Source organism: Mesosutterella porci, from assembly GCF_022134585.1.
In the GTDB taxonomy this organism is placed as follows: domain Bacteria; phylum Pseudomonadota; class Gammaproteobacteria; order Burkholderiales; family Burkholderiaceae_F; genus Mesosutterella; species Mesosutterella porci.
Map to the genome: position 1 here is coordinate 55,192 of NZ_JAKNCT010000002.1, position 25,427 is coordinate 80,618.

The 25,427-nt window shown below is 62.1% G+C and carries 26 protein-coding genes; 14 read left to right on the plus strand and 12 right to left on the minus strand.

Annotated elements, in window-relative coordinates; translation table 11 throughout:
- Positions 1-251 precede the first annotated feature (251 nt).
- The 7 genes from MAF45_RS01845 to sppA all read left to right on the plus strand — a co-directional run bounded on the left by MAF45_RS01845 (position 252) and on the right by sppA (position 7,638).
- The gene (locus MAF45_RS01845; RefSeq protein WP_237977855.1) at positions 252-1,136 is read left to right on the plus strand and encodes a lysophospholipid acyltransferase family protein; all 885 of its coding nucleotides are present in this window, start codon (positions 252-254) and stop codon (positions 1,134-1,136) included.
- Positions 1,129-2,013, plus strand: a complete 885-nt coding sequence (locus MAF45_RS01850) for a lysophospholipid acyltransferase family protein (RefSeq protein WP_237977856.1) — start codon at positions 1,129-1,131, stop codon at positions 2,011-2,013. Before MAF45_RS01845 ends, MAF45_RS01850 begins: the two co-directional genes overlap by 8 nt.
- Positions 2,014-2,015: 2 nt before the next feature.
- Positions 2,016-2,915, plus strand: coding sequence for a diaminopimelate epimerase (gene dapF, locus MAF45_RS01855; protein WP_237977857.1), 900 nt, complete (start codon positions 2,016-2,018; stop codon positions 2,913-2,915).
- Positions 2,908-4,113, plus strand: coding sequence for a class I SAM-dependent rRNA methyltransferase (locus MAF45_RS01860; RefSeq protein WP_237977858.1), 1,206 nt, complete (start codon positions 2,908-2,910; stop codon positions 4,111-4,113). The genes dapF and MAF45_RS01860 overlap by 8 nt, the downstream gene beginning before the upstream one ends.
- A gap of 21 nt (positions 4,114-4,134) precedes the next feature.
- Positions 4,135-5,121: a CobW family GTP-binding protein gene (locus tag MAF45_RS01865; protein WP_237977859.1), complete on the plus strand. Its 987-nt coding sequence runs from the start codon at positions 4,135-4,137 to the stop codon at positions 5,119-5,121.
- Positions 5,122-5,261: 140 nt separating this feature from the next.
- Positions 5,262-5,684 (plus strand): RNA polymerase-binding protein DksA, encoded by a 423-nt coding sequence (gene dksA / locus MAF45_RS01870; protein ID WP_237977860.1) that lies wholly within the window; start codon positions 5,262-5,264, stop codon positions 5,682-5,684.
- Between the two features lie 148 nt (positions 5,685-5,832).
- Complete coding sequence (sppA, locus tag MAF45_RS01875) at positions 5,833-7,638, plus strand: signal peptide peptidase SppA (protein ID WP_237977861.1); 1,806 nt, start codon at positions 5,833-5,835, stop codon at positions 7,636-7,638.
- Between the two features lie 28 nt (positions 7,639-7,666).
- Here sppA and MAF45_RS01880 read toward each other — a convergent pair whose 3' ends face one another.
- The 4 genes from MAF45_RS01880 to gpmA all read right to left on the minus strand — a co-directional run bounded on the left by MAF45_RS01880 (position 7,667) and on the right by gpmA (position 12,271).
- A complete protein-coding gene (locus tag MAF45_RS01880; protein WP_237977862.1) occupies positions 7,667-8,440 on the minus strand; it encodes a HesA/MoeB/ThiF family protein in 774 nt (257 codons plus the stop codon).
- A gap of 44 nt (positions 8,441-8,484) precedes the next feature.
- On the minus strand, positions 8,485-9,942 hold the full coding sequence (locus MAF45_RS01885; RefSeq protein ID WP_237977863.1) for a S41 family peptidase: 1,458 nt from the start codon (positions 9,940-9,942) through the stop codon (positions 8,485-8,487).
- Between the two features lie 45 nt (positions 9,943-9,987).
- Positions 9,988-11,442: a peptidoglycan DD-metalloendopeptidase family protein gene (locus MAF45_RS01890; protein ID WP_237977864.1), complete on the minus strand. Its 1,455-nt coding sequence runs from the start codon at positions 11,440-11,442 to the stop codon at positions 9,988-9,990.
- Positions 11,443-11,524: 82 nt separating this feature from the next.
- The gene (gene gpmA / locus MAF45_RS01895; RefSeq protein ID WP_237977865.1) at positions 11,525-12,271 is read right to left on the minus strand and encodes a 2,3-diphosphoglycerate-dependent phosphoglycerate mutase; all 747 of its coding nucleotides are present in this window, start codon (positions 12,269-12,271) and stop codon (positions 11,525-11,527) included.
- A gap of 101 nt (positions 12,272-12,372) precedes the next feature.
- Here gpmA and MAF45_RS01900 point away from each other — a divergent pair, with 101 nt between their 5' ends.
- The 5 genes from MAF45_RS01900 (at position 12,373) to leuD (ending at position 16,688) form a co-directional block, all read left to right on the plus strand.
- Entirely contained in the window at positions 12,373-12,771 is a 399-nt protein-coding gene (locus tag MAF45_RS01900) for a rhodanese-like domain-containing protein (RefSeq protein WP_237977866.1), read from the plus strand.
- Positions 12,772-12,819: 48 nt separating this feature from the next.
- Entirely contained in the window at positions 12,820-13,353 is a 534-nt protein-coding gene (gene secB / locus MAF45_RS01905; RefSeq protein WP_283206967.1) for a protein-export chaperone SecB, read from the plus strand.
- A 59-nt stretch (positions 13,354-13,412) separates the two neighbouring features.
- Complete coding sequence (locus MAF45_RS01910) at positions 13,413-14,111, plus strand: response regulator (protein ID WP_237977867.1); 699 nt, start codon at positions 13,413-13,415, stop codon at positions 14,109-14,111.
- Positions 14,112-14,612: 501 nt separating this feature from the next.
- The gene (gene leuC / locus MAF45_RS01915; protein ID WP_237977868.1) at positions 14,613-16,025 is read left to right on the plus strand and encodes a 3-isopropylmalate dehydratase large subunit; all 1,413 of its coding nucleotides are present in this window, start codon (positions 14,613-14,615) and stop codon (positions 16,023-16,025) included.
- A gap of 12 nt (positions 16,026-16,037) precedes the next feature.
- Complete coding sequence (gene leuD, locus MAF45_RS01920) at positions 16,038-16,688, plus strand: 3-isopropylmalate dehydratase small subunit (protein ID WP_237977869.1); 651 nt, start codon at positions 16,038-16,040, stop codon at positions 16,686-16,688.
- Positions 16,689-16,736: 48 nt separating this feature from the next.
- Here the strand turns inward: leuD and MAF45_RS01925 are convergent, their stop codons facing one another.
- Genes MAF45_RS01925 through ftsY form a run of 6 tightly spaced genes read right to left on the minus strand, consistent with a single transcriptional unit; the run spans position 16,737 to position 21,768 of the window.
- Positions 16,737-17,210, minus strand: a complete 474-nt coding sequence (locus MAF45_RS01925; RefSeq protein ID WP_237977870.1) for a tRNA (cytidine(34)-2'-O)-methyltransferase — start codon at positions 17,208-17,210, stop codon at positions 16,737-16,739.
- 3 nt (positions 17,211-17,213) lie between these two features.
- Entirely contained in the window at positions 17,214-18,146 is a 933-nt protein-coding gene (gene rpoH, locus MAF45_RS01930; RefSeq protein WP_237977871.1) for an RNA polymerase sigma factor RpoH, read from the minus strand.
- A 47-nt stretch (positions 18,147-18,193) separates the two neighbouring features.
- Positions 18,194-19,090 carry a cell division protein FtsX gene (locus tag MAF45_RS01935; RefSeq protein WP_237977872.1) on the minus strand — a complete coding sequence of 299 codons (897 nt, stop codon included), beginning with the start codon at positions 19,088-19,090 and terminating at the stop codon, positions 18,194-18,196.
- Positions 19,083-19,736, minus strand: coding sequence for an ATP-binding cassette domain-containing protein (locus MAF45_RS01940; protein WP_237977873.1), 654 nt, complete (start codon positions 19,734-19,736; stop codon positions 19,083-19,085). The genes MAF45_RS01935 and MAF45_RS01940 overlap by 8 nt, the downstream gene beginning before the upstream one ends.
- Positions 19,729-20,658: a Ppx/GppA family phosphatase gene (locus MAF45_RS01945; protein ID WP_237977874.1), complete on the minus strand. Its 930-nt coding sequence runs from the start codon at positions 20,656-20,658 to the stop codon at positions 19,729-19,731. Before MAF45_RS01945 ends, MAF45_RS01940 begins: the two co-directional genes overlap by 8 nt.
- A gap of 15 nt (positions 20,659-20,673) precedes the next feature.
- Positions 20,674-21,768, minus strand: a complete 1,095-nt coding sequence (ftsY, locus tag MAF45_RS01950) for a signal recognition particle-docking protein FtsY (RefSeq protein WP_370659302.1) — start codon at positions 21,766-21,768, stop codon at positions 20,674-20,676.
- A gap of 69 nt (positions 21,769-21,837) precedes the next feature.
- Here ftsY and MAF45_RS01955 point away from each other — a divergent pair, with 69 nt between their 5' ends.
- Positions 21,838-22,407 carry an RsmD family RNA methyltransferase gene (locus MAF45_RS01955; protein WP_237977876.1) on the plus strand — a complete coding sequence of 190 codons (570 nt, stop codon included), beginning with the start codon at positions 21,838-21,840 and terminating at the stop codon, positions 22,405-22,407.
- The gene (coaD, locus tag MAF45_RS01960) at positions 22,404-22,919 is read left to right on the plus strand and encodes a pantetheine-phosphate adenylyltransferase (RefSeq protein ID WP_237977877.1); all 516 of its coding nucleotides are present in this window, start codon (positions 22,404-22,406) and stop codon (positions 22,917-22,919) included. Before MAF45_RS01955 ends, coaD begins: the two co-directional genes overlap by 4 nt.
- Positions 22,920-22,932: 13 nt before the next feature.
- Here coaD and MAF45_RS01965 read toward each other — a convergent pair whose 3' ends face one another.
- Positions 22,933-24,996 carry an AsmA family protein gene (locus MAF45_RS01965; protein WP_237977878.1) on the minus strand — a complete coding sequence of 688 codons (2,064 nt, stop codon included), beginning with the start codon at positions 24,994-24,996 and terminating at the stop codon, positions 22,933-22,935.
- 41 nt (positions 24,997-25,037) lie between these two features.
- A complete protein-coding gene (locus tag MAF45_RS01970; RefSeq protein ID WP_237977879.1) occupies positions 25,038-25,415 on the minus strand; it encodes a helix-turn-helix domain-containing protein in 378 nt (125 codons plus the stop codon).
- Between the last annotated feature and the right edge of the window lie 12 nt (positions 25,416-25,427).

The window sequence follows — 25,427 nt, forward strand, 5'->3', positions numbered from 1 at the left end:
GCATGCTCCATATGTACGGTTCAGCGGGAAAGCGTCCACGCTTGCAGCCGCACCGGGCATGCGCTGACGCTTTAGCGGTATAGATCGAACATCACTTCGCCCCGCAAGTTGTCTTCTTAACTCGGCGAAGTGGCAGAATTATATTCTTTTCCAATTTTTTTGCTTCGGTCCGGCCTGCGGGCGGCGTTTTTGGCTAAAGTATTAGCTTATTGCTTCCCGCGGTTCCGGCCCGCGGCCGATAAAGTGGCGACATGCGCTTTGTGCTCTGGCTTATCTCCGTCATTCCCTTATGCATTCTCCACCCGATAGGCGGTTTTCTGGGGGAGGTGGTCTGGCGCTGTGCTCCGAGATTTCACCGGAGAATGAGCGAAAACCTCAGGCAGGCGGGGTACCGGCCCGAGGCGATGGCCCGCGAAGTGAGCCGGCAACTGGGCATGCAGGCCATTGAGTCGGGCTGGATATGGAAGCGCCCTCACCGGGAGCTCATGAAGTACGTGAAAGCGACCGAGCAGGCTGACCGTCTCATTGCCGATGCGCTCGCCAGCGGCCGCCCGGTTCTGTTCTTGACGCCGCACATCGGCTGCTTTGAAATCACTCCGGTGTGGCTTGCGCAAAGGCACCTTCAGGCCGAGGGGCGCTATATGGCCATCCTTTACCGCACGCCGCGCAAGGCCATTCTCCGCCCGGCGGTGCAAAAGGGCCGGGAGACTCCGGGCATCGTGCCGGCTCCGGCCGATCTCAAGGGGGTTCGGGAGCTGGTCCGCGCCTTCAGGGATGGACAGATCGTGGGTGTGCTTCCCGACCAGGTCCCTTCAAAGGGAGAAGGCGTGTGGGCGGATTTCTGGGGCAGGAAGGCTTACACGATGACCCTGCCGCTCAAGTTGGCCAGGCAGTTCAATGCCATCCGAATCGTCGCCTGGGGGCGGCGCGTCCCCGGCAAGGGCTGGGTCATCGACGCGCGCCGCTGGGAGGGAGACCTGACGGGCGACCTGAACAAGGACGCCGCGGCGATGAACAAGGCTCTCGAAGGAGTGATTCGCCGGATTCCGGAACAGTACCTGTGGAGCTACAACCGCTACAAATGCCCCTCGGGGGTGCAGAGGCCGCCGCAGGAAAGTGAGGCTCGCCATGGATAAGTTTTATTTTTACACAGCGAAGCTGTGCATCCGGCTGCTGTGCCTGCTGTCGGGCACCTCCGTGAGGACGCGCGCGGCGCTCGGAAAGCTGTTGGGAAATGTGCTGTGGCTTGCAGTCCCGAAGAGAAGACATATCGCGCTCACCAACCTGAAGCTGTGCATGCCCGAGCTCTCCGAGAAGCAAAGGCGGGATCTGGCCCTCAGGACTTATCAGAATGCCGGCCGGGCGGCGCTGGATCACGCAGTCTTATGGAAGGGTTCGCGCGAGGAAGTGCAGCGCTTGGTCCGCTTCGAGGGCCTGGAGCTCGTGACAGACCCGACCAACCGGCCGCTGATTGTTGTCTCGCCGCATTTCCTGGGGCTTGAGGCGGCGGGGATAGCTTTTAATACTTATGTCCGCGGCGTCTCCCTGTATCAGAAGCAGGCCAACGCCGCATGGGACGAGGCCTGCCTGAAGGGCAGGCTTCGCTTCAGCAACCCTGTGCTGATCCCCAAAAGCGGGCATTCGGATCTGAGGCCGGTCATTCGGGCGATGCGCCAGGGGCTTCCCTTTTATTACCTTCCGGACATGGATCACGGCAGGAAGAACTCCGTTTTCGTCCCCTTCTTCGGAGTCCAGGCGGCCACCATTCCCATGGTGTCCCGGCTGGCGAGGCTCACCGGGGCAGCCGTTTTGTGGTGTGTGGCCGAGATGACCGCCGAAGGCTACACGGTGCACCTGAAGAGAATGGAGGAGTTTCCGACGCGCGATTACGTGGCGGACACCGCCAGAATCAACCGCGAGCTGGAAGGTTGGATCCGCAGGTTCCCTGATCAGTACCTCTGGACGCACAGAAGGTTTAAAACGAGACCGGAAGGAGAGCCTTCCGTCTATTAACTATGAAAATCCACTTTACAAAAATGCAGGGTGCGGGCAACGACTTCGTCGTCCTCGACTGCACCCGAAGCGCTTTTCATCTGAATGCGGATCAGATCCGCTTTCTGGGCGACCGGCACATGGGCGTCGGCGCCGACCAGATCCTGGTGGTCGAAAAGGCCTCGAGGCCGGATACGGACTTTCGCTATCGGATCTTCAACCAGGACGGGGGCGAAGTCGAGCAGTGCGGCAACGGAGCGCGCTGTTTCGCGAAGTTTGTCTTTGAAAAGGGTCTGACAGACAAGCGCTCCATCCGCGTGGAGACCATGAAGGGCGTCATCGAGCCCAGGCTCTGCGATGACGGCCGCGTCAGGGTGAACATGGGGCTTCCCCGCTTTGAGCCCGAGGAGCTACCGTTTCTCTGCCAGGGCGTATCTCACCTTTCCCGCGGGACGGATACCTTGTGGGAGGTGCGGGCCGGCGGGCAGGACTGTTGGGTGTCTCTGGTTTCCATGGGCAATCCCCACGCCGTCATGGTAGTTGGCGATGTCGATGAAGCCCGGGTGTCCGAGATCGGCCCGGATCTGGAGAACAGTCCCCTTTTCCCCAGGCGCGTAAACGTCGGCTTTCTGCAGCCGCTGAGCCGCTCGAGCGCTAGGCTGCGGGTTTGGGAAAGAGGCGCCGGCGAGACGCTGGCCTGCGGAACCGGCGCCTGCGCGGCGGCCGTGGCGGGAATGCGAAGGGGGCTGTTTGACTCCGCCGTCGAAATCCAGGCCCGCGGCGGGCGCCTCCTCATTGAGTGGCAGGCTGCAGACGGCGAGCCCCGGCCCGTTTATCTCACCGGCCCGGCGGCCATCGTTTTTGAGGGCGAGGTCGATATCCCGGAGGGCGGACTGCCCGCCAAAGGAGCAAATCATGTTTGAAGTGGTGCTGAAAAAAGGGCGTGAGAAGTCCCTCCTGAAACGCCACCCCTGGGTGTACGAATCCGCCGTAGCGAGGGTTTCCGGAGAACCTCGGTCAGGGGATCTGGTCCGGGTGACGGCGCACGACAGCCGCTTTCTTGCATGGGCCTCCTGGTCTCCCTCTTCTGCCATCCGCGCCCGCTGCTGGTCTTTCCGCGCCGATGACGTGATCGACGAGCGGTGGTTTGAGCAGAAGCTGCGCGCCGCCGTCGGGGCCCGAGCAGATCTGGCTTCGAGGACGACCGCAGTGCGGCTTGTTTTCGGCGAGGCTGATCAGCTGCCGGGACTGATCGTCGACCGGTACGGGGACTATCTGGTCTGTGAGATTCTCTCCGCAGGCATGGAAAGCCGCCGCGGGAAGCTGGCTGAGATGCTCATGGAGATCACAGGCTGCCGCGGTGTGTATGAACGGTCAGATTCCGCTGTGCGGCTCCGCGAGGGGCTGCCCAAGCGGGCCGGGCTGCTGTGCGGTGAAGAGCCGCCCCGGGAAATCACCGTGACAGAGGACGGCGTTGAGTACGGCGTGGACGTGCGCATCGGGCACAAAACGGGCTTTTACATTGACCAAAGGGAAAACCGCCTGCTCGCCCAAAGGCTGGCGAAGAACTTTCGGGAAAAGAACGGCAGGGGCCTGAGGGCCCTGAACTGCTTCTGCTACACCGGCGGATTCTCACTTGCACTGATGAAGGGCGGAGCGGAAAGCGTCACTTCCGTGGACTCTTCCGGGGAGGCTCTGGCGCTTGCCCGCGAAAACGCGGACAGAAACGGCTTTGACGGACAATCCCTCTCGTGGGTGGAGGCCGATGTGTTTGATTTTCTGCGCAGGGAGCGTGAGTCCGGCAGACGCTATGACCTCATTGTCCTCGACCCTCCCAAGTTTGCGTCAAGTCATTATCATGTCGAGCGGGCTGCGAGAGCCTACAAGGACATCAGTCTGAATGGACTCAAGCTTTTGTCCCCAGGCGGGCATCTCCTGACCTTTTCCTGCTCCGGAGCCGTCAGCCGCGAGCTGTTCCAGAAAATCATCGCCGGCGCCGTTCAGGACGCCGCCGTCGATGCCTGGCTGGCGGGATGGCTTGGAGCAGGGGCCGATCACCCGCTGCTGATGACCTACCCCGAGGGCGAGTACCTGAAGGGGCTTCACCTTAAGCTGGTTTAAAGATTTTTTGAAGGCTTTGAAATGTCGGACGCTTTTTTCGATTCCTTGATTCCTGTAACCATCGTGACAGGCTTTCTTGGCGCGGGCAAGACCACGCTGCTTAACCGCATTCTGCACGAAGACCACAAGCACAGGATCGCCGTCATTGAAAACGAGTTCGGTGAAGCGGGCATCGATGATGAACTGCTGGTGCACAGCGAGGCTGAGCAGATCGTTTCCATGAACAACGGGTGCATCTGCTGCACCATCCGCGGGGACCTTTCCCGCATCCTGACGGATCTTCGCCGCAAAAAGGAGCGCGGGGAGGCCAAGTTCGACTGGGTGGTCATTGAAACGACAGGAATCGCCGATCCTGGTCCCGTTGCCCAGACGTTTTTCATGGACGACGTGGTGGCTGCCTACTACCGGCTCGACGGGGTCATCACGGTGGTTGATGCCCTGAACGGCGAGGCTACGCTCGACAAGCAGCCGGAGGCGCAGTCCCAGGTGGGATTTGCCGACAGGATTCTCGTGAGCAAGACGGACCTGGTGGACGCCGCCAAGGTAAAGGACCTGGAGGGACGGCTGCGCCAGATGAACCCCCATGCGGAGATCCGCGAGGTCAACATGGGCAACTGCCCGGTTGACGTGGTGATCAACATTAAGGGCTTCAACATGAGCGATGTGCTCAACGTTGCACCGGATTTCCTCACCGGGGCCCATCATCACCACCACAGCGATGAGATCGGCTCGTTTCTTTATCAGTCGGACCGGCCGTTCGATCCCCAGCGCTTCGAGCACTACTTTATGTCGCTCGTGAATGTCTACGGGCCGGACCTGCTGCGCTACAAGGGCATTCTCTATCTCCAGGGCGCAGACCGCCGGCTCGTGCTTCAAGGCGTGCACATGGTGGCCGGCACCCAGGCCTTCGGGCCCTGGGAGGGTAAGCCGGCGACCCAGCTCGTCTTTATCGGAAGGAATCTCCCGAAAGAGGCGCTCATCAAGGGTCTGGACGCTTGCCTGTGCTGAGGCAGCGTCGGGCCGGCGGGAAGAAAAAAACTGAAAAAACTTCCCCCCAAGAGACGAAAAAGTGGTTAAATACCCCCTCCCGGAAATAGAAATTCCCGGAAAAGAGCAACAGGTAACGGCAGGCTTACAGCGAGTTTGAAATGGCAACAAAAAAGAAGATCATCACCGAACAAGAGCTTCTCAGTATGTCAGACGATGACTACATGAATGAAGCGCAGCTTGATTTCTTTCGCGCCCGGCTGCAGGCAATGGAAAGTGAGCTTCGCCATAATGCGGGCCAAACTACTGAAAGCATGCGGCAGACCCAGACTGCGACCGATCCCAATGACCGTGCCACCATCGAGGAAGAGCATGCACTGGAGCTGCGGACGCGGGATCGTGAGCGCAAGCTACTGAAGAAAGTCCAGGCGGCCCTCAAGCGCATCGATGACGGTGAATACGGCTGGTGCGCCGAAACAGGAGAGCCCATTGGCATCGCCCGGCTTCTTGCGCGCCCGACTGCCACACTGTCGCTGGAAGCCCAGCAGCGCCGCGAAATCAAGCAGAAGATGTACAACGACTGAAGCCCGTTCTTCAGAGGCTGCGCCGGAAACGGGAGCTCCCCCAGCAAAAAGGGACGGCTCCCGTTGTTTTTAGGATTCCTCCCGTGGGAAATCCACCCCGGGAGGCGGCAGCGGCCGAACAGGCCGGATGCCGGATCGGGAGAGAGGAATGCTTCGTCTGCTCAAAGCGCTTTACCGGGGAATTGATACGGCCCGCCGGGCGGCTGCCAACCTGCTGTTCCTTCTGGTCTTGCTGGCGATCGCCGCCGTGGTCTGGCTTGCCTTTTCCACGCCGGGAATTCCCTCGGGCACCATTCTGGAGATCCCCCTGAACGGTTCTCTTGTGATGTCCTCCTCGACGCTGAGCACGGGGCGAAGCGTAGTTTCAAAGGTCATGGGCCAGAGCGTGGAGGAAACCACCATTTCCGACGTGACCGAAGCTCTTGACCTCGCGGCCCGGGATCCGCGGATCCGGGCGGTTGTGCTCCGGCTCGACGGCCTTGCCTCCGCCGGTCCGGCGTCCGTGCAGGAAATCGGTGATGCCCTCCAGCGGTTCCGGAAAACCGGACGGAAGGTTTACGCCTGGGCGGACACCTACAGCCAGGCGCGCTGGGCGATAGCCTCGAACGCCGATGAGACTTACATGAGTCCCATGGGGGAGGTGAAGCTCCGGGGCCTGGAGTCTTCCGGCCTGTACTGGGGGCGGCTTATCGACCGGCTGGGGATCACGGTGAGTGTCGTGAAGGCGGGCGCCTACAAAAGCGCCCCCGAGGTCTATACGCGTTCAGGTCCGAGCCCGGAGGCGGTTGAAGCCCAGCGCTCTTGGATGGGGGACGAATGGGAACAGCTCACCGGCCTGATGGAATCGGCCAGGGGGATGCCTGCCGGCGCAGTCCACCGCTGGATTTCCGGGTACCTGGAGCTGTTGCGCCAGCACAACGGCGACGCGGCCCAGGCCGCTGCCGATGCCCGGATGATCACGGCGCTGTCAAGCTGGAGCGATCTCCGGAGCCGGCTGGCCGGGAAGTCGTGCGTGAAGGACGGCTGCGAGAACGCTTTCACCGGCTTTGACCAGTACCTGCTCGCCGCCTCCGGCAGCGTTGCTTCCGATTCGAAAATCGGCGTCGTGACCCTGGAGGGAGAAATCACCGAAGGCCCGGTCGGGACAGGCAAGGCGAGCTCCCAGAGCCTTGTGCCCCTGATTCAGGCCGCTCAGGCCGACAGCAGCCTCAAGGCCCTGATCATCCAGATCAATTCTCCAGGCGGAAGTGCTGTGGCCGCGGAGCAGATCCGCGAGGCCTTGAAGGGATTCCGCTCAACCGGACGTCCGGTCGTCGCTTATTTCGGGGATATGGCGGCCTCGGGCGGCTACTGGGTCTCGACTGCAGCAGACAAGGTGGTCTCCAGCCCGCTCAGCATCACGGGCTCCATCGGCGTGTTCGGGATTATGCCTTCCTTTGAGAAAGTGCTTGACCGCCTTGGAGTGGGCGTTTCTGGCATGAAGACGGAAGAAAAGGGCGGCGAGGCCTCGCTGATTGCTCGGCCCGGGCCCGATGAGCTGCAGGCCGCGCAGCTGCAGGTTGACAACACTTACGCCAAGTTCCTTGCAAGGGTCGCCAAAGCCCGCGGCATGACGACGGCCGCTGTTGACAAAGTCGGGCAGGGGCGGGTCTGGACAGGGCGCCAGGCGAAGCAGCGGGGGCTTGTGGACGAGCTGGGCAACTTTGGCGCGGCCGTGGCAGAGGCCTCGAAGCTGGCGGGCATAAAAGGAGACGCAGAGTTGAAGTACCTGCAGCCTGCCGCCACTCAGAGCATCGCCGATATGATGCTCTCCGGAGCACAGGGCAGCGCCGCACCCTCCTGGCTGAAAGGCGTACTGGAGTTTCTGCACGCGGGTTCAAGCTCGATCGATGCGGCGGCCCGGGGCCGCACGGTCGAGGTCAGGGCGCAGACGCTCTGGGAGCCCAGGCTGTAGGCCCCGGCGCCCGCAAGAGCCGAAACCCTCAGGAGAGGCCGGCGGAGCTGCTGCGGCGCCGGCCGCAGACCAGACAGTCGGGATCAGGAGTCAGCGCAAGGGTCTGAAAGTCCCCGTGCAGAAGGTCCACGAGCAGCAGCCGGCTCGTCAGGACGCTGCCTGCGCCCGTCACAAGCTTGGCGGCCTCAGCGGCCTCGAGGGTCCCCATGAGGGTCGTGAGGATCGTGAGCACCCCCAGGCTGGAGGCCTTCAGGTCCTGCTCTGAGTCCTTCGGGAAGGAGCAGGCGTAGCAGGGCTCGCTCTGGGTTCTGAAGTCAAAGACGCTGATCTGACCCATTGCCCGGATGCACCCGGCCGTGACCAGGGGCTTGCGCTCATCGTGGCAGACCCGGTTGACGGCGTGCCGGGTGGCTGAATTGTCGCAGCAGTCGAGTACGACGTCGGCCCTGCGCACAAGGGTTCTTAGTGCTTCTTCATCCACCCGCCGCGGAATCGGTTCAATTTGAACGTAGGGATTGAGCGCGCGCAGCGCGAGGGCGGCGCTTTCAGCTTTGTTCATCCCCAGTCTTTCGGCGGTATGCAGAAACTGCCGCGAGAGGTTGTTCGTTTCCACCACATCCCCGTCGACCAGCAGCAGTCTGCCGGCTCCCGATGCAGCCAGGGTCTGGGCGGCTGGGCAGCCGAGTCCGCCCGCCCCGATTATGAGAAACGTGGACTTCTTCATGGCCTCCTGTCCTTTTTCGCCCCATTCCTTTACGGCCATCTGGCGGAGGTAGCGCTCTTTTTCCTTTTCCTGCATCATGTCTGCGATCCTTCCTCTAAGGAGTGACGAGAACAACTGGGCTCTCAGGGGGCTGCGTCGCCGGCCTTGCCGGGGGAGACCTCTGCCTGCTTGGCGGCTTTTCTGCCGGAGACGGGCTTGGAGCGGGCCACCGGCTCGCCCTTCAGAAAATGGACGGCCTGCTGCAGCGGAAAGTCGCTGTCGTCGCCGAAGTGGTACGTCAGCTTGGGCGCGGGCCGGTCGAAATCATCCTCCGGGGCCGCGTCGTCGTTCCCGTTCTTTTTTTCAGCAGGGGCGCCGTCCACTGTCAGGTGGTTCTCTAAGTCGGCTTCCCGGATGTTAAAAGACGGGTAATTTCCTTCCGGGGTGTCATCGACGGCGATGTCCGGGACGATGCCGGTGGCCTGAATGGTCCGGCCCGAGGGGGTGAAGTAACGGGCTGTCGTGAGCTTGATGCCGGTCGGGCTGTCCTTCGTGCTGCCGGCGAGAGGGAAGATGGTTTGGACGCTGCCTTTGCCGAAGGAGCGCTGCCCCATGAGTGTGGCGCGTTTGTGGTCCTGGAGCGCACCGGAGACGATTTCAGAAGCGGAAGCGCTGGCCGGGTTGATCAGCACCACCATGGGCACCGTCTTGGCCTCCTCGGGGCTCGCTCCTGCCGGAGCGTTGAAGTGCAGCTGCTGACCGGTGAGAAATTCCTTGTTGGAGTCCGGCGTCCGGCCCTTCGTGGAAACCACAAGGGAGCCCTGCGGCAGGAACTGGGAGCAGACGCCGACCGCTGCGTCGAGCAGGCCGCCCGGGTTGTTTCTCAGGTCGAGCACCAGGCCCTTGAGGTGGCCGCTCTTCGAGAGCGACTGCAGGGCCTTCACCAGATCGGCCACGGTTCTTTCCTGAAACTGGGTGATCCGGATGTAGCCGAGCCCGTCGGGCAGCTCCTTTGACTTCACGGACTGCACCTTGATGATGTCGCGCACAAGCTTGATGGTCAGGGGTTTTTTCTCGCCCTTTCTGACGATCTGCAGAGTGATGGGGGTCTTCGGTTCACCGCGCATGAGCTTGACGCACTTGGACAGCGGCAGGTCGTAAGTGAACTGACCGTCGAGCTTGACGATCAGGTCGCCCGCCCGGATGCCTGCCTTGGCCGCAGGTGTGTCGTCGATTGGCGAGACGACCTGCACTCCATTGCGGCCGTCCTTCGTCACCTCAATGCCCAGTCCGCCGAACTCGCCTTCCGTGCCCTCCTGCAGGTCTTTGAAAGATTCGGGATCAAGGTAAGCGGAGTGGGGATCCAGCCCCGACACCATGCCGGTGACAGCCTGCTCGAGCAGTTTTTTATCCCCCACGGGGTCGACATAGTAGGATTTGATGGCTCCGAATATGTCCGTGAACTGGCGGATTTCCTGTAAAGGCAGGGCGCTGTTTTCAGCAGGAGAGGCTTTGTCCGCCCAGGCGTCCACCCCGGCCGTGAGCGCGAGGCCGGCGGCGATGCCCAGGGTAATCATTTTTATTTTGAATGGAAATTTCATAGAGGGTCCTTTCTGGTGGACGTTTCTAGGCTTGCCCCGCAGCGGCTACTTCAACCAGGGCCTCGGATTGATAGGACGGCCTTTATATCGGATTTCAAAGTATAAGCCAGGGGCGTTTCCGTTTTCGCCCGGTCCGACCCGCGCAATCGTCTCGCCGCCGGAGGCGTGCGCTCCGTTTGCCTTCAGCAGGGCGCTGTTGTACGCATAGACGGAGAGGTAGCCTTCGCCGTGATCCAGGATCAGCAGATTGCCGTATCCGCGCAGCTTGCCGGCATAGACAACAGTTCCTTCGGCCACGGCCCTCACGGGGCTGCCCTGCGAGGCGCGGATCATGAGGCCCTGCCAGACGCCGGCGCCGTTTCTGCTCTGTCCGAAGCTGCCGGCTATCGTTCCCGAGGTCGGCATCGGGAGGCGGCCGCGCAGTTTGGCAAAACTGCCGCGCGCAGGCTCCTCTGGAGGCATCTCGGGCTCTTCCTTCGGGGCTGGAGGACGGCTTGTCCTGCCGGTCTGCCTGTTCTTTTCAGCCAGCGCGGCTTCACGCTTCCTACGCTCCTCGGCCTTGCGCTTGAGCTCCTCGCGCTGCCGCGCGAGCTTCTGCCTGCGCGCTTTTTCCTGTTCGGCGATGGCGATGTCGATCTGGCGGATCAGTGCGGCGAGACGCTGTTGGTCGCGCTGCAGTTCCTCGACCTGTTTCTGCTGGCTGGAGATCTGCTGCTCGAGCTTCCTGGCATTGGCTTCGTGAAGCTCCTGCCCGGCCGCAATGCGCTGATTGTTGGCTTTTTCCGTGGCGGCGACGGCCGTGAGTGTTTTTTCACGGCTGGCGGTCTTCTCGGCCTGATGCTGAAGAAGGTCCTTCGTGTCCTCGAGCCGGCCGGCTTTTTTCTGATGCCGGTCGGCCAGATAGGCCAGAACCGCGGCGTTTCTGTTGACCTTGGCCGGCGAAGTCCCGGAGAGCACGCTCTCCCAGGGCTTTTCCCCGGCGTGCAGATAGCGCAGCTTTGCGTTGACCGCGATGTTCTGCCTTGTCGTGGCCAGCTTCGAGACAACCTGCCCCGACTGCACACGGATGTTGTTGAGGATGCTGCGGGTTTTTGTTTTCTCCGTGTCGAGCCGCTCTAGCTTCTGGTTGGAGGCGTTCAGCTCTTTTTTGGCGGTTTGCGCGGCGGAGGCCTCCTTGCGCTTCTGCACCTGCTTTTGTGAGATGTCCTGCCGCAGGCGGCCGATCTGCTGCTGCAGGTCGCGGCTCTGCTTCTCCAGTCCTTTTTTCTGTGCAGACTGCGAGGAGGGAGCTGCGCTGCCGGTTTTACCGGAAGCGGCTCTGCTCTTGGCGTTGTTTTTTTTCTTGCCCGCGGCCTTTGCCGGGGCCGCCCGCCTGTCCTGATGGGCGGCGGCTACGGTCCTGCGGCCGTGGGAGCTCTGGGGAGGCTGCTGGGCGGCCAGAGCCTGGCCGCCCAGCAGCCCCAAGGCTGTCAGAAAAACGAAAAACGGAGCCTTCTTCATGGGTTCTGCATCAGCTTCAAGGGAGCTTCCGGCGGCCTCTTACGCAGAGTAGCCGGGGCCGGGAGCCGCGCGCTCGGGGTTCTCAGTGCGATCTGCCCTGCGCGGCAACGGCGGCGATCGCCTTCTGGATCTCCTCTTGGTTGCCGAGGTAGTAGTGGCGGATGGGCTTCATGTCATCGTCGAACTCGTAGACAAGGGGCTGAGCGGTCGGGATGTTGAGAGAGGCGATGTTCTCGTCGCTGATCTGGTCGATGTGCTTGATCAGCGCCCTCAGGCTGTTGCCGTGGGCGGCCACCAGAACCCTTTTGCCTGCGCTCACTGCGGGGCGGATGTCGCTTTCCCAGTACGGGATCACCCGAGCCACCGTGTCCTTGAGGCACTCGCAGGCCGGGATCTCGTCCTCACTGAGGGAGCTGTATCTCGGGTCTTTGCCCGGCCACATCGGGCTTTCCCTGTCGAGGGCGCCCGGGCGCACATCGTAGGAGCGGCGCCAGATGAGAACCTGCTGGTCGCCGTACTTCCGCGCAGTTTCGGCCTTGTTGAGTCCCTGCAGGGCCCCGTAATGCCTTTCGTTTAGCCTCCAGGATTTTCTGACGGGCAGCCAGGCCTGGTCGATCGCGTCCAGCGTGATCCAAAGCGTGTGGATCGCGCGGCGCAGCACGCTGGTAAAAGCAAGATCAAACTGGTAGCCCTGCTCTTTGAGCAGTTCGCCCGCCTTGGCGGCCTCCTGCCGCCCCTGTTCGGTCAGGTCGACGTCAACCCAGCCGGTGAAGCGGTTTTCCAGATTCCACTGGCTCTGGCCGTGGCGCATCAGTACGAGTTTGTGCATTTGATCCTCTTGAGCGGAAGAAATTCCACTTTAAATTGTCCCTCATTCTATAATTGATCGTCTGAGTCTGATCCCTTCAAGGTGTACAAGGAATAAAAATCGTGGTTGATTTTCTTTACCAGAATATTCTGCTGGTGGTCCTGATCGTCATTTCAGGCGGAATGCTTCTCTGGCCGCTGGTGACGGGCGGCAGGAAGCAGAAGGAAGTGGACAGCGCCGGCGCGACGGAGATGATTAATCACGACAATGCCCAGGTGATTGACATCCGCACGGAAGCGGATTTTAAGGCCGGACACATCGCCGGCTCCGTGAACCTGCCGGCCACAGTGATCCACCACCGCCTGAACGAGCTCGACAAGAAGCGCCCCGTCCTTCTCGTTTCCAGCGACGGAAACACCAGTATGCCCGGCAGCCTGCTCAAAGGCATGGGCTTTACCGTGTCCACCCTCAAAGGCGGCATCAAGGGTTGGAAGGCCGAAGACCTTCCCCTGGTTCGCTAAGGGCTTTTGCATCAGATTCTCCTCCAACCTTTTTTTATGGATCCTCTTATGGCAGAAGAAAGCACAAACAATTCCCAGCCGGCGGACGGCCAGGCCCAGCAGCCGGCCTCCCAGCCTCAGCAGGAACCGGTCATGCAGCTGGAGCGCTGCTACTTCAAGGACGCTTCGCTGGAAATGCCGCACGCTCCGGACATCTTCTATGAACAGCTGACGGAGCAGCCCACGGTCGACATCCAGTTTGAGGTCGTGCCGGTTAGGATGCAGGTGGAAAACCGCTTTGAGGTGACGGTCCGGGGGACGATCACGGTGAAGTCCAAGGACAAGACGCTTTTCCTCGCGGAGGGGAAGCAGGCGGGCATTTTCATCATTGCGGGCTTTACGGACGAGCAGATGCAACTCATCACGAATATATCGTGCCCGGCGATCATTTATCCCTACCTCAGGGCGAACCTGGCGGATCTGATCACCCGCTGCAGCATGCCTCCCGTGCATTTGCCTGAGGTCAATTTCGAGGCGCTGTACCAGCAGCGCGTCGCTCAGCAGCAGGCGAAAGCTGAGTCTTCCGTGCAGCAGCCGTCCTGATATCACAGGGGAGGGCGCCGTTCGCGGCGGCCTTCCCCTTTTTTTGAGGGCTTAAGAGCATGAACGATAAGGTTTCTACTCCTGCCGGAGCTGAAGGGAATGGCCGCAGGATCAAGATTCTTCTGGTCGATGACCACACGCTGTTCAGGAGCGGGCTGAAGGCTCTGCTGCAGAGGCAGTCTGACTTCGTCGTAGTGGGCGAGACCGACAACGGACTGGACGGCGTGAAGCTGGCCGAGCAGCTCAAGCCGGACGTGGTGCTGCTTGACCTCGACATGCCCGTGATGAACGGGCGCGAGGCTCTGGCTCAGATCCTTGAGGCGCAGCCTGACATGGCGGTGCTGATGCTCACCGTGAGCGAGGACGGCGACGATCTTGTGGAGTGCATGAGGCTCGGCGCCAGAGGCTATCTGCTCAAGAAGATCAATACGGATTTCCTTCTTTCGGGCATTCGTCACGCCGTTGAGGGCGATTCCGTGCTTTCCCCGGAGATGACCTCCAAGCTGGTCATGAAGATTCGCCGCGACCGCGTCGAGCAGTCTTCGCCCGCCTCGGATGTCAATTCCCTTACGCCCCGCGAGCGCGAGACGCTGGCCTGGCTCGCCCGCGGCGTGTCCAATAAAGAGATCGCCCGTGCGCTGGATCTTGCCGAATCGACCGTTAAGGTCCATGTCCAGAGCATTCTGCGGAAGCTGAACCTGAGCAGCCGTGTTCAGGCGGCGGTGTTCGCTGTCGAACACCATATGGACAGACCCTAAGCACGGGGCTGACACGCCGGAGGAGCCGCGGGCTGTGCGCTGCAGTGCTCTTCTGGCGGAATACAGGCTCCCGCCCGGGAGTCCAAAAAACTGCAGGAAAAAACTTTTCTCTGTCCGGGGCGAAAAGCCCTGCGGCCTCGTCATCCGCATTCGTTGATTCCCAGCTTTCCCCGGACGAGGCTCCCGCGGCGCACGAAATTTTCCCCTCCGGCCCCTGTGCGTCTGTTACGCTCGACTCTGAAAAGGCTTCCCCAAAATTGTTTTTCCAGTGCGGTTTCTGAACGCACCGTGGGCGGTGTGGGAATAATTCTCGGGTCCCCTGAAAATTTGACAGCAGCGCGGAAGCCGGATGCACAATTACTCTTGTCGTTTGCCTGCGCTCCTTCAAGGGGAGGCCGTTTGCCGGGCCCGCCTGCGGGCGCAGCGGGAGAACCACAGGCCGCGGGCCGGCGGGGTTCTCTTCGCAAGCTCATAAATCCATGCCCGGATGAGGGAGGTCAGATGACTGCTCCGAAGAACCTTTACGAAAAGATTTTGGAAACCCATACCGTCAAGCGGCTTGACGAAGGGACGATTCTTCTGTACGCCGACATTCACTTCGCCAATGAGTACACCAGCCCCCAAGCGTTCAGCGGACTCGCTCAGCGGGGTGCGCCGGTCCTGTCGCCGGATTCGCACCTGTGCGTTGTGGACCATATCATTCCGACGGCGGACGTCACGCCGCGGGTGATAGCCGACCCGGCCAGCGCGAAGCAGGCCTCCACAATGCAGGAAAACTGCCTGCGCTTTGGGATAAAAGCGTTTTACGGTCCGAACGATCCCGGACAGGGCATTGAGCATGTGGTCATGGACGAGCAGGGGCTGGTCCGCCCCGGCATGGTCGTGATCTGCGGCGACAGCCACACGACGACGCACGGCGCACTGGGCGCTCTTGCATTCGGCATAGGGACGACGGAAATTGAGCATATTCTGGCGACCCAGACGCTCGTCTACAGGCTGGCCCGTTCAATGCTGATCACGATTTCGGGCCGGCTGCCAGCGTGTGCAGCGGCCAAAGACCTCGCGCTGGCCGTGTTGAGGAAGATATCCGCCCGGGGAGCCCTGGGCTGCGTGGTCGAGTATGCCGGCTCTGCGGTGGACAGCCTTTCCATTGAAGGACGGATGACGCTTTGCAATCTCACGGTCGAAGCAGGCGCCCGAGGCGCCCTGATCGCCCCCGATGAGAAGGCCGAGGCCTGGGTGGAAGAACACGCCGAGGATCTGCGCGGCGAGGAGCTCGAACGGGCGCGCGGCTACTGGAGGACGCTCAGGAGCGATCCTGGCGCGCACTATGACGTCCGGGTGGAATTCGACGCCTCCGGGATCGAGCCTATGGTGACCTGGGGGACGAGCCCGGATCAGTCGGTCGGGATTTCCGAGGCCATTCCCGAGCCGGGTTCCTTTCCCGATCCCATCGCGCGGGAGGCTGCGTGCCGCGGGCTGCGCTATCAGGGGCTTCAGCCTGGAATGAAGATGGAGGGCGTTCCGATTCAGCATGTCTTCATCGGTTCCTGCACCAATGCCCGGCTGCCGGACCTGCAGGCCGCGGCAGCGCTGCTTAAGGGGCGGCATGTGGCCCCCGGAGTCCGGGCTCAGGTCGTGCCGGGCTCGATGAGCGTGCGCCGCGAGGCCGAAGCGATGGGGTTAGACCGGATTTTCAAGGCGGCGGGATTCGAATGGCGAAAGAGCGGCTGCTCGCTGTGCCTCGCGATGAACGACGATGTGCTTCAGCCGGGTGTGCGCTGCGTCTCCACGACGAATCGAAATTTTGAAGGACGTCAGGGAGCGGGCAGCCGCACGCATCTGGCGAGCCCGCAGATGGCAGCCGCCGCAGCCGTTGCGGGATGCATCACCGACTGGCGGAAAATGGCCTAAGGAGTGATCAGAATGGAAAAGCTGGTGACGGTTGAATCGGTTGCGCTGCCGCTGCCGATCGATAACCTCGACACGGATCAGATCATGCCCAAGCAGTTTCTGAGAGGGATAGACAAGAAAGGGCTCGACCGGGGGGCCTTTTATGACCTGCGCTTTAATCCCGACGGCAGCCCCAGGCCCGGCAGCGTTTTCAACCGACCGGAATACCGGGGATCGCAGATCATTGTCTCAAGACCGAACTTTGGCTGCGGCTCATCCAGGGAGCATGCAGTTTGGGGAACGCTGCAGCTGGGCTTCCGCGTGGTCATAGCGCCCAGCTTCGGCGAGATTTTTTATTCGAACTGCTTCAACAACGGGCTGCTCGCGGCCCGCGTGTCCCCGGAGGACGGCGACGAGCTGCTGCGGCTGTCCAGCGGCTGCAAGCCCGCGATTCTCACGGTGGACGTCGAAAAAAGGGAGATCCGCTGCGGGGACAGGAAATGGAGCTTTCTGCTCTCGGAGCGACACCGCACCATGTTGTTGGAAGGGCTGGATCTGGTCGGAGCCACATTGAAAAAGGATCTTCAGCTGATCGAAGACTTCAGGCGGCGCCATGAGCAGGAATTCCCCTGGATGGCCCGTCTGGCTGGAAAAAGAAAAGTGTGCCGCGGCAGCCAGGCCTGAAAGCTCAAACCCGCAATGATGCTCCAATTCCTCTTTGAGGTGCGGGGGCTAGACGGCCCCTGCGTAACCGTTTTGCCGCCAGGCTTCATAAACGGTGATGGCGACAGCGTTTGAGAGATTAAGCGAGCGATTGCCGGGCATCATCGGCAGCCGGATCCTTTGGGCGTCGTCGAAGAACTCCTGCTGAAGCTGCAGCGGCAGCCCCTGGCTCTCACAGCCGAAGACGAGCCAGCAGCCTGGGCGGAAGGCGGTCTGAGAGAGAGAGCTCCGGGCGTGGGAGGAGAAGGCGTACATGTCGGCGCGCTCGGGGCGGCACTCCTTCATAAAGGCGCTCCAGCTCTCGTGCACCTGAAGGCTGGCGTATTCGCGATAGTCCAGCCCGGCCCGCCTGAGCAGGTGATCTTCCAAAGAAAAGCCCAGAGGACGGATCAGGTGCAGGTCGCTGCCGGTGTTGGCGGCGAGGCGTATGACGTTGCCCGTGTTAGGAGGAATTTCCGGGTAGACGAGGACGATGTGGAACATGTCTCAGGCCCCGGCGTCCTTGGCGAGAAAGCCCCGAAGCTTTCCGAGGGCTTGTTTCTCCAGCTGGCGGACGCGCTCGATCGATATGCCGAATTCGCTGGCGAGCGTCGCGAGGCTGACTGCCTTCGCTTCGCCTTTTTCATTTTCGTGCAGCCACCTCGCCTCGATGATGCGCCTGCTTCTCGGATCCAGCCGTGCGATGGCCTGTCGAAGCCCGACTTGCTCCAGGTTCAGCTGGTCCGCCTTTTCGAGGATCTCCGGCGGCTCGTCGCCCGGGCTGGCAAGGAGGTCTTCCTGCGTGACCTGGCTGTCGCCGTTCGGGTCGACCGGGGCGTTGAGCGAGGTGTCAGGTCCGGACAGCCGGCGCTCCATCTCGAGCACTTCCGAGGGCTTCACGTTCAGTTTCTCGGCGATGCCCTGCGCTTCGGTGGCTGTGAGCGCCGAGTCGGTCGGCTTCATCTGGCGCAGGTTGAAGAAAAGCTTCCTTTGGGCGTGCGTCGTGGCGAGTTTGACCATGTGGCTGTTTCGCACGATGTATTCCTGGATTTCGGACCGGATCCAGTGCACCGCGAAGGTCATGAGCCGCACGCCCTTGTCAGGGTCAAAGTGCCTCACGGCCTTCATCAGGCCGATGTTGCCCTCCTGAATGAGGTCACTGTGCGACAGGCCGTAGCCCAGGTATCCGCGCGCGACGGAAATCACCAGCCGGAGGTGTGAGATGATCAGCTCCTGGGCGGCTTCCACGTCGTTGTGGTCGCGCATCCGCCGCGCCAGATCCTGTTCCTGCTCAGCTGTCAGGACGGGAGCCCGGTTCGCCGCCCTGATGTAGGCGTCAAGGCTACCCAGGTCACCCGGCGTCAGAGCCGGCAACTGTGTGCGGCGGCTGTAGGGGACAAGGGCGGTCTGGGCTTTCTTTTTTACGGGTGTCGTAGTCATTGGATGAATCGTAGCACCGAAGGATGCGGCTTTCGCGGCAGGGCTTTTCAGGCCGTGCGGTTCTCGATGAGACTCGCAAGGCCGGCCAGGACTCCTCCCAGGACGGCTGCGGCCGCAGCGAACCCGAGCTGCCAGAGGGCCGGAGCGGGCTCAAAGCTGATGGGCAGGCTGTACAGGCTGAAGGCCTCGGTGACAGACGGAGCAAGCCTGCTCACGGTGAGATCGCTCAGCGCCAGCGCGGTTATGGCGGCGATAAAAAAGACGAAGGCCCCTCGCCAGGCGTCGGGGCGGCTGACGAACCAGGGGGATGCGCCCAGTGTCCTCAGGGTTTTCGCAGAGCGAGGGGTGACGGCCGTGGTGAGCGAGGCTCCGCACACCAGAACGAAAAGGAGCAGCGTGCCGGGCACCGCGCACACGAGGACCCCGAACTCGGTGAGAGCCTTCTTCAGCGCGGCGAGCTTGGTGTTCCAGGTGCTGTCATAGGCTACCGAGTCCACGGCGTTGCTTTTCTCGATGGCTGCGGCGGTTGACCGGACGGTTGATTCGGTGGCTTCGGTGTCGACGGAGGCCAGAATGATATTGGGCAGGGGATTGTCCTCCGGCTGGGAGTACTGGCCTTGCGTCGTCTGGTCAATCTGCCTCAGGGCTTCTTCGGGCGAGACGACCCTTGCTGCGGTGATGCCCGGGAGGCTTCCGATCGACGCCCTCAGGGTTTCGAGCTGTCCTTGGCCGATGCCGTGGACGGTGAACACGGTGATTTCCTGTGCGGGCGATATGCTACTGATTGGAGCGTAGAGGCTGTGCGCAATGGAAAGGGCTATCAACGGGCAGCTCAGAGCAAGCGTGACGATGGCGTAGGAGAGCAGGGCCGGCCCCTTGCGCGAGAACAGCCCCTGCAGGAACTGTCGGAAAGCCCAGTACCAGGCCGCTGTCAGTTTAGGCATGATGCAGTTTCTCCATGTCAATGGCCAGAACTCCTGCGGCGGGCAGCGGGGACGAGCTTACGGCAATGACGGCTCCGCCCTGTCGGGCGTACTGCCCGAGCAACGACATCACAAGCTGGGTTTTCTGCGCGTCCAGCCGTGCCGTCGGTTCGTCGGCGAGGATGAGCATGGGCTGGTGAACCAGGGCGAGGGCGAGGCAGGCGAGTTGCCGAGTGCCGTTGGAGAGGCTGTGCAGCCTCTCGGAAGCGAGGGGGGTGAGCCCGCACAGCCCGAGCGCCTGAGCTGTCAGCCGGCTGGCCTCCCCGAGGCTGTAGCCGGCCAGGAGAGCGGGCAGCAGGACTGCGTTTTCGAGCGTCTCGTCGTCCTGGGGCAGCGCCTCCAGACTCATGAAGCCGAAGCTGCGCCGCATGGCGCGAAGCTGGCCGGCGGAAAGGCGCGACAGGTCCTGCCCGGCCACCAGCACGCTGCCGGCGGCCGGCCGCACCAGGCCGGCTATGACCTTCAGAACCGTGGTCTTTCCGCATCCCGTCGGGCCGTAAAGGTCTAGAAACTGCCCCCGGCTCACGCTCAGCGTGAACCCCGAGAGGATGGGAAACAGGCCCCGTGAGGTGGTGACTTGGTGCAGCTCGATGAAATTGTCAGACATTTTGCTTGTGCATTGACTGCCAGTTTTCCAAAAGCTCGAAAAGCAGCCCGTAACGCAACGAACCGGCGGCAGTCTCCAGCCGCTGCAGGCCCAGGGATTTGAACAGCGCGCAAAGGATGGCGAGGCCGCCAGGAATGATGTCCCTGCGGTCGGGCTTGAGCCCCCGGAAGTTGAGCCGGGTGACGCAACCTGCCTCCGAGAACGCGCGCAGCGCGTGCGCAAGCACCTCTTCGCTGATCGCGCTTCCCCAGTTTTCGGAGCGCGCCAGAAGCTCGACTGCTCCGATCGTTCCGGCCGAGCCGTAGGCATGATCCCAGAGGGGGCGGCCGAAGCGGTGCGCTTCGGGGTCGAAAATTCGGCGGGCGCAGGCCATGGCCTGGCAGAAACGCTCCTCGCTCAGCAGGCCGTCGCCAAAGAATCGCGCGGACATGTTAACGCTGCCCAGCGGGAAAGAGTCTGAACGCAGGACATTGCCGCCCCGCCCCAGGACCAGTTCCGTCGAAGCTCCGCCGATATCGATGACCAGCCGGGTTTCACTGCTTGGCGGCAGCGTGCATGCGCAGCCCTTGAACACCAGCCTGCCCTCTTCCTGCCCGGAGATGATCTCGATGCGGTGCCCCAGCACTTTCTCGGCCTGTCCTATGAAGTCGGCCGCATTGGTGGCGCAGCGCAGGGCCTGGGTCCCTACGGCCTTCACGCAGTCGGGAGCCATGCCTTTGATCACCATGGAAAAGCCGTAGAGCGCGATCAGGGCCTTCTCCTGGATTTTCTTCGACAGCGCCCCTTCGGCAGTCAGCCCGCCGGCGAGCCGGACCGTTTCCTTGATGTATTTTTCGGAGATGAATCTTCGGCCGATGAAGTGCCCGGCCTCCAGACGAAAGCTGTTGGAGCCGAGGTCAATGGCCGCAAACCGTTCGGTCATGAAGCGCGGCCTCCCTTACTGCTCCTGTCCGGTGCCGACAAGCGCCCGCGCGAACTCTTCGGCCTTGAAGGGCTGCAGGTCGTTGATCGATTCCCCGACGCCGATGAAGTAGATGGGAAGGGGACGTCCCCTTCTCATCTCCGCGATGGCGAGCAGCACGCCGCCCTTTGCGGTGCCGTCCAGCTTGGTCACAATGAGGCCGGTCAGTCCCACGGCCTCGTCGAACTGCCGGACCTGGGCCAGGGCGTTCTGCCCGTTGGTTCCGTCCAGGACCAGGATCACCTCATGGGGGGCGCCCGCAAGGGCTTTGCCCTGTGAGCGCTTGATTCGCACGAGCTCATCCATGAGCCGCGCCTGCGTGGGCAGCCTTCCTGCCGTATCGGCCAGCACGACGTCTATGTGCTTCGCCCGGGCTGAGGCGATGGCGTCGAAGATCACGGCGGCTGGATCGGCGCCCTGCTGGGCTACAACGTGAACATTGTTGCGCTCGCCCCAGACCTCGAGCTGTTCGCGGGCCGCGGCTCTGAAGGTGTCGCCCGCAGCGAGCAGCACGGACTTGCCCTGGCCGGAGAGCCATTTCGCAATCTTTCCAATGGAAGTGGTTTTGCCCGCGCCGTTGACCCCTGCCATCATGATGACCAGCGGAGAGGCCTGGTCGAGTCTGAGCGGCTTTTCGCAGGGCTCGAGCAGCGACGCGATGATGGAGATGAGTTCGCCGCGGACCTCATCCTGGGTCTGCAGGCCTTTCAGCTTGATGGCGTCCTTCAGCTCCCCGATGATTCTTTCGGAGGCCGGCAGCCCCGCGTCGGCGGTGATCAGTCCGTCCTGAAGGTTCTCAAGGAACTCTTCATCTATTTTTCCGCCGGAAAAAAGTCCGTAGAGGTTGACCCTCGTACGGGTGAGGCCCCGCTTTAGGCGGGAAAACCAGGAATTGCCGGCTGAGTCCTCCTGCGGAGGCGAAGGCGGCGTCGGGGCCGGCTCTTCGCGCGCGGGCTCTTTATTAAAATGCCGGGAGAACCAGGAGGATTTTTCCTCAGGCGAGCTGCGCTGCTCGTCCTGCGCGTCCGCAGAAGCGTCCTTGTTCTTTTTGCCGAAGAAAAAAGCCATAATGAAACGATGGGAAAAAGGAAAAATTTACAGCAGTCAAGTTTAGCAACTCGGGAGAAAAAAACAGGGCTGGTGCGGATAGGTTCCGGGAAATGGAAGCGCACACCGCTGCCTGTTATGGATCTTGAGGGGCTCAGGCCCACCGGGAGCCGCATCCGCGAGACGGTGTTCGACTGGATGCGCTTCCTGCTGGGAGACTTCTCCGGAAAGAAGGCTCTGGACATGTTTGCAGGCAGCGGCGCGCTTGGACTGGAATTCGCAAGCCGCGGCGGCAGTGCCGTCCTTATCGAGAAGGACCGGAGAAACGCCGCTGCCCTCTCCGAGGTGGTGCGGCGCCTGCACGCCCTCTCCGAGGTGTCGGTGGTCTGCGGCGACAGCCTGTCGGCCTGCCAGCGCTGGCCGGATGGCAACTTCGATGTCATTTTCATAGACCCCCCTTTCAGCTCCGGGCTGCATGAGCCGGCGCTTCAGGCGGTGCGTCGGCTGCTCACGCCCGGCGGGCTCGTTTACTACGAGACGCCGGCAGAACTCGAAGAGCCGCTACCCTCCGGCTGGCGCGCTCTCCGGCAGGGTGTGTCCGGGGCCGTGGACTATCGGATCCTCTCCAGAGCTCCGGAGGCCGAGGAAGGTGAATCCAAATGAAGCCAGTGCGTGCGGTGTACCCCGGGACTTTTGATCCATTCACCCTGGGCCACAGGGATATTCTCGAGCGCGCCGCCGGGCTGTTCTCACACGTGACGGTGGCCGTGGCGGAGAGCACGCTCAAGAAAACGCTGTTTTCGGCGCAGGAGCGGGCGGCTCTGGCTGAGGGCGAAATCAAGGGGATCCCCAATGCAGACGTCAGGATTTTCAGGGGGCTTTTGAGGGACTTCGTCCTGCAGGAGGGGTACGGAGCCATTGTTCGAGGGATCCGCGGTGTCTCGGACTTCAGCTACGAGGTGCAGATGGCCGGCGTGAACCGCATGCTGGTGCCGGAGGCGGAGACCCTGTTCCTGATGACGCAGCCGAGCCTCGAATTTGTGACGTCGTCAAGCGTCCGCGAGATCGGAGCCTTGGGAGGCAGCCTTGAAGGCTTCGTCTCGGAGAGCGTGGCGAAAGCCGTGAGGGCCAAGTTCGGCCGGGCCGAAAGCTCCGCTTGGTCCGAGCGGCGCTGAAGGCCGCTCCGATTCAGCCCGGAGCGAGCAGCCCCGGGAGCTTTTTCCGGGCCCAGTCCCTGAGCCTCTCAGCCCAGGAGCGCTGAGAGGGCGGCTGCGCTGCGGGAGCCGTGGCGGGCTCGGAGGTCGGCTGCGTCCTTTCCGCAGCCTCAGCCGGAGCCTGCGCGGCGGGCGAGCCAGCCTGCAGAGGCTCGGAGAGAATCCACTCAGGAGCGAAGACGGAGCCGTCGAGGCTTGCCGTCACTTCCCGTCCCTCGGCCCTGAGAAGAGCTTCGCCTGCGATGCTGAGGGTTCTGAGATCCATCTCGGCGGATCCATGGGCGGCCAGCGTTTTCGAGGTGAGCCGCCAGAGACCGCAGGAGGCAATGCCGCCGCGGATCTCAGCCGTCCCTTCCAGCCTTTCGAAAGGCAGAGGTTTGCGGGCCAGGCCGGGCAGGGTGCCGGAGGCCAGGTTGAAGTCTGCTTTTCCGGAGGCCCGGCCCGAGGACGAGTCGTCCAGCAGCGATCCGTTCAGAGACAGCTTCCCGTCCAGCAGTCCCGTGGCCGCATTGGGGACGCCCGCGGCGCGCGCGAGCTCCTCGTAGCGGATGCCGGATGCGGACAGGCGGGCGTTCCAAGCGCCGTCCGGAGCGGCGTCCACGGCCCCGGAGATGTGGCCCCCGCTTAAGTGTGCCTCGATGCCGTTGATCCCGATGCCTCCGTCCTTCAGGGAGATTGAAGCGGAAAGGTCTGTTGGATTAAGGAGCCCGTACCTCAGAGACTTCACTTTGACGTCGGCTTCCATGCGGGCGCCCTTGAAGGCACTCGAAAGCGGACGGAGCCTGTCGGCGAAGAGTCCGCGCAGATCCAGGGCGTCGGAAGCGCCGGATTTCGGCGTGAGGTCCAGCTGGTCTGCCGAAAGCGCGGCCTTGACGAAGGGCGAGGGGGAGGCGCCCCATTCCCCGCCGAGCCTGACCGGGGAGTCGTTGAACGTGCCCGAGGCGGTCACCGAGAGGGCCGGCTTCTTCAGGTTCGCCTCAGCTTTGCCCTGCAGACTCGCTTCCACGGATGGAAGGTTGTCCGCGGCGACCGTATACTCGCACTTCAGCCCCGGCAGCGAAAGCGCTCCGGTTCGGCTGTCAATGGAAAAGTCCGAGTGCAGCTTCAGAGATTGAGTGCCTCCCTCCAGCTTCTGCAGGACTTTCAGGGAAAGCGCCTCTCCCTGGATGAGGTTCCCGCGGGTGCTCAGTCCGGAAGCCGTGAAGTTCACGCTCACAGGGGAGGCCGAGCCCCAGTCCAGCATCGCGGAGAGCTCCGGCGAGGTGAGGCCCTGCCCGACGTACTGGAACCTCTCGGTCTCAGTCTTCGCGGAGAAAGCCGTTTCTTCGATCCGCCCGCTGATGAGAGCTTGGAAGCGGCGCAGACCGAAAATGCCGTTCGTCACGTCAAAGTCGACCTGGCCCGAGCTGCTGATGTCAGCCTTGAGCGCGCCGTCATTCGACTCCGCGGAAGCCTCGAGCCTTACGGAAGGCGTCATTCTGGGCGCGAGCTCGCTCGATTCCAGACTTTTGATGCGAAGTGTGAACGGCCTGAGCGGACCACCGGTGGCCTGGATTTCAGAATCGTCCAGCCTGAAGCGCCGTATGACCAGGGGTGCGATCCAGCTCTCTGAGGTTTTAAATAGGGGGGAGTCGGCGTAGGCCCTGAGCTGCTCGATGCTAGGGATCCGTACGGCCGTTTTCAGGCCGGTGAAAATGGCTTTTGAGACGTGGATCTGCCCGAAGGGCAGACCCCAAGGAGAAATGCTGAGCTGTGCGGACTCGAAGGTGCCCGCCACAGTGCCATCGGCGGGGTCGATGAAGGAGCCCGAAGGTACGCGGACCTCGATGCGCGGCAGATGGCTCAGCGTGACCGGCCCGGAAAGCCGCAGCTCAAGCTGCAGCTTTTCCTGCGAGAACCGGGTGAGTTTTCCCTCGGCCCACTCCGGGCTTACGAACAGATAGAGCGACGCGGTTGAGGCGAAAACGAGCACGATGAACAAAACAAGGCAGCATTTCCCGAGTTTTGCTGCTCTGAGGATGAAGGACTTTTTGTTCATACGCGTGGCTCTCGGTGCAAGGGCAGGACCGGAACTTTCAATTATTTTTTCGATCGCAGCGTTTTCCGAATCGTGCGCCTCAGATTCGGGGCCAGCCTTTCGAGCGCGTCAAGCGTCATGAAGACGGACGCCTTCCCGTGTCTGGAGAGCTCTCGAAATCGATCCAGAAGCTCGTTTTCTTCGTTAATGGGGGTATGTCTCTCCGAGGTGATGACATAGAGGATGTCGAAGTCAATGGCGGCCAGACGCGTCATGCGAAAGACGCCTGGATCCAGCTCGCCGGTCTCATAGCGCTGGTACTGCTCCAGTGGAACGCCCAGCAGCGAGGCTATTTGCTCCGGGGTGTAGCCGAGCCTTTCGCGCTCCGACCGGAGGCGCTCTCCAATGTCTCTGCGTTTTTTTGTACTCGTCAGTGCCATAAAGACTCTTTT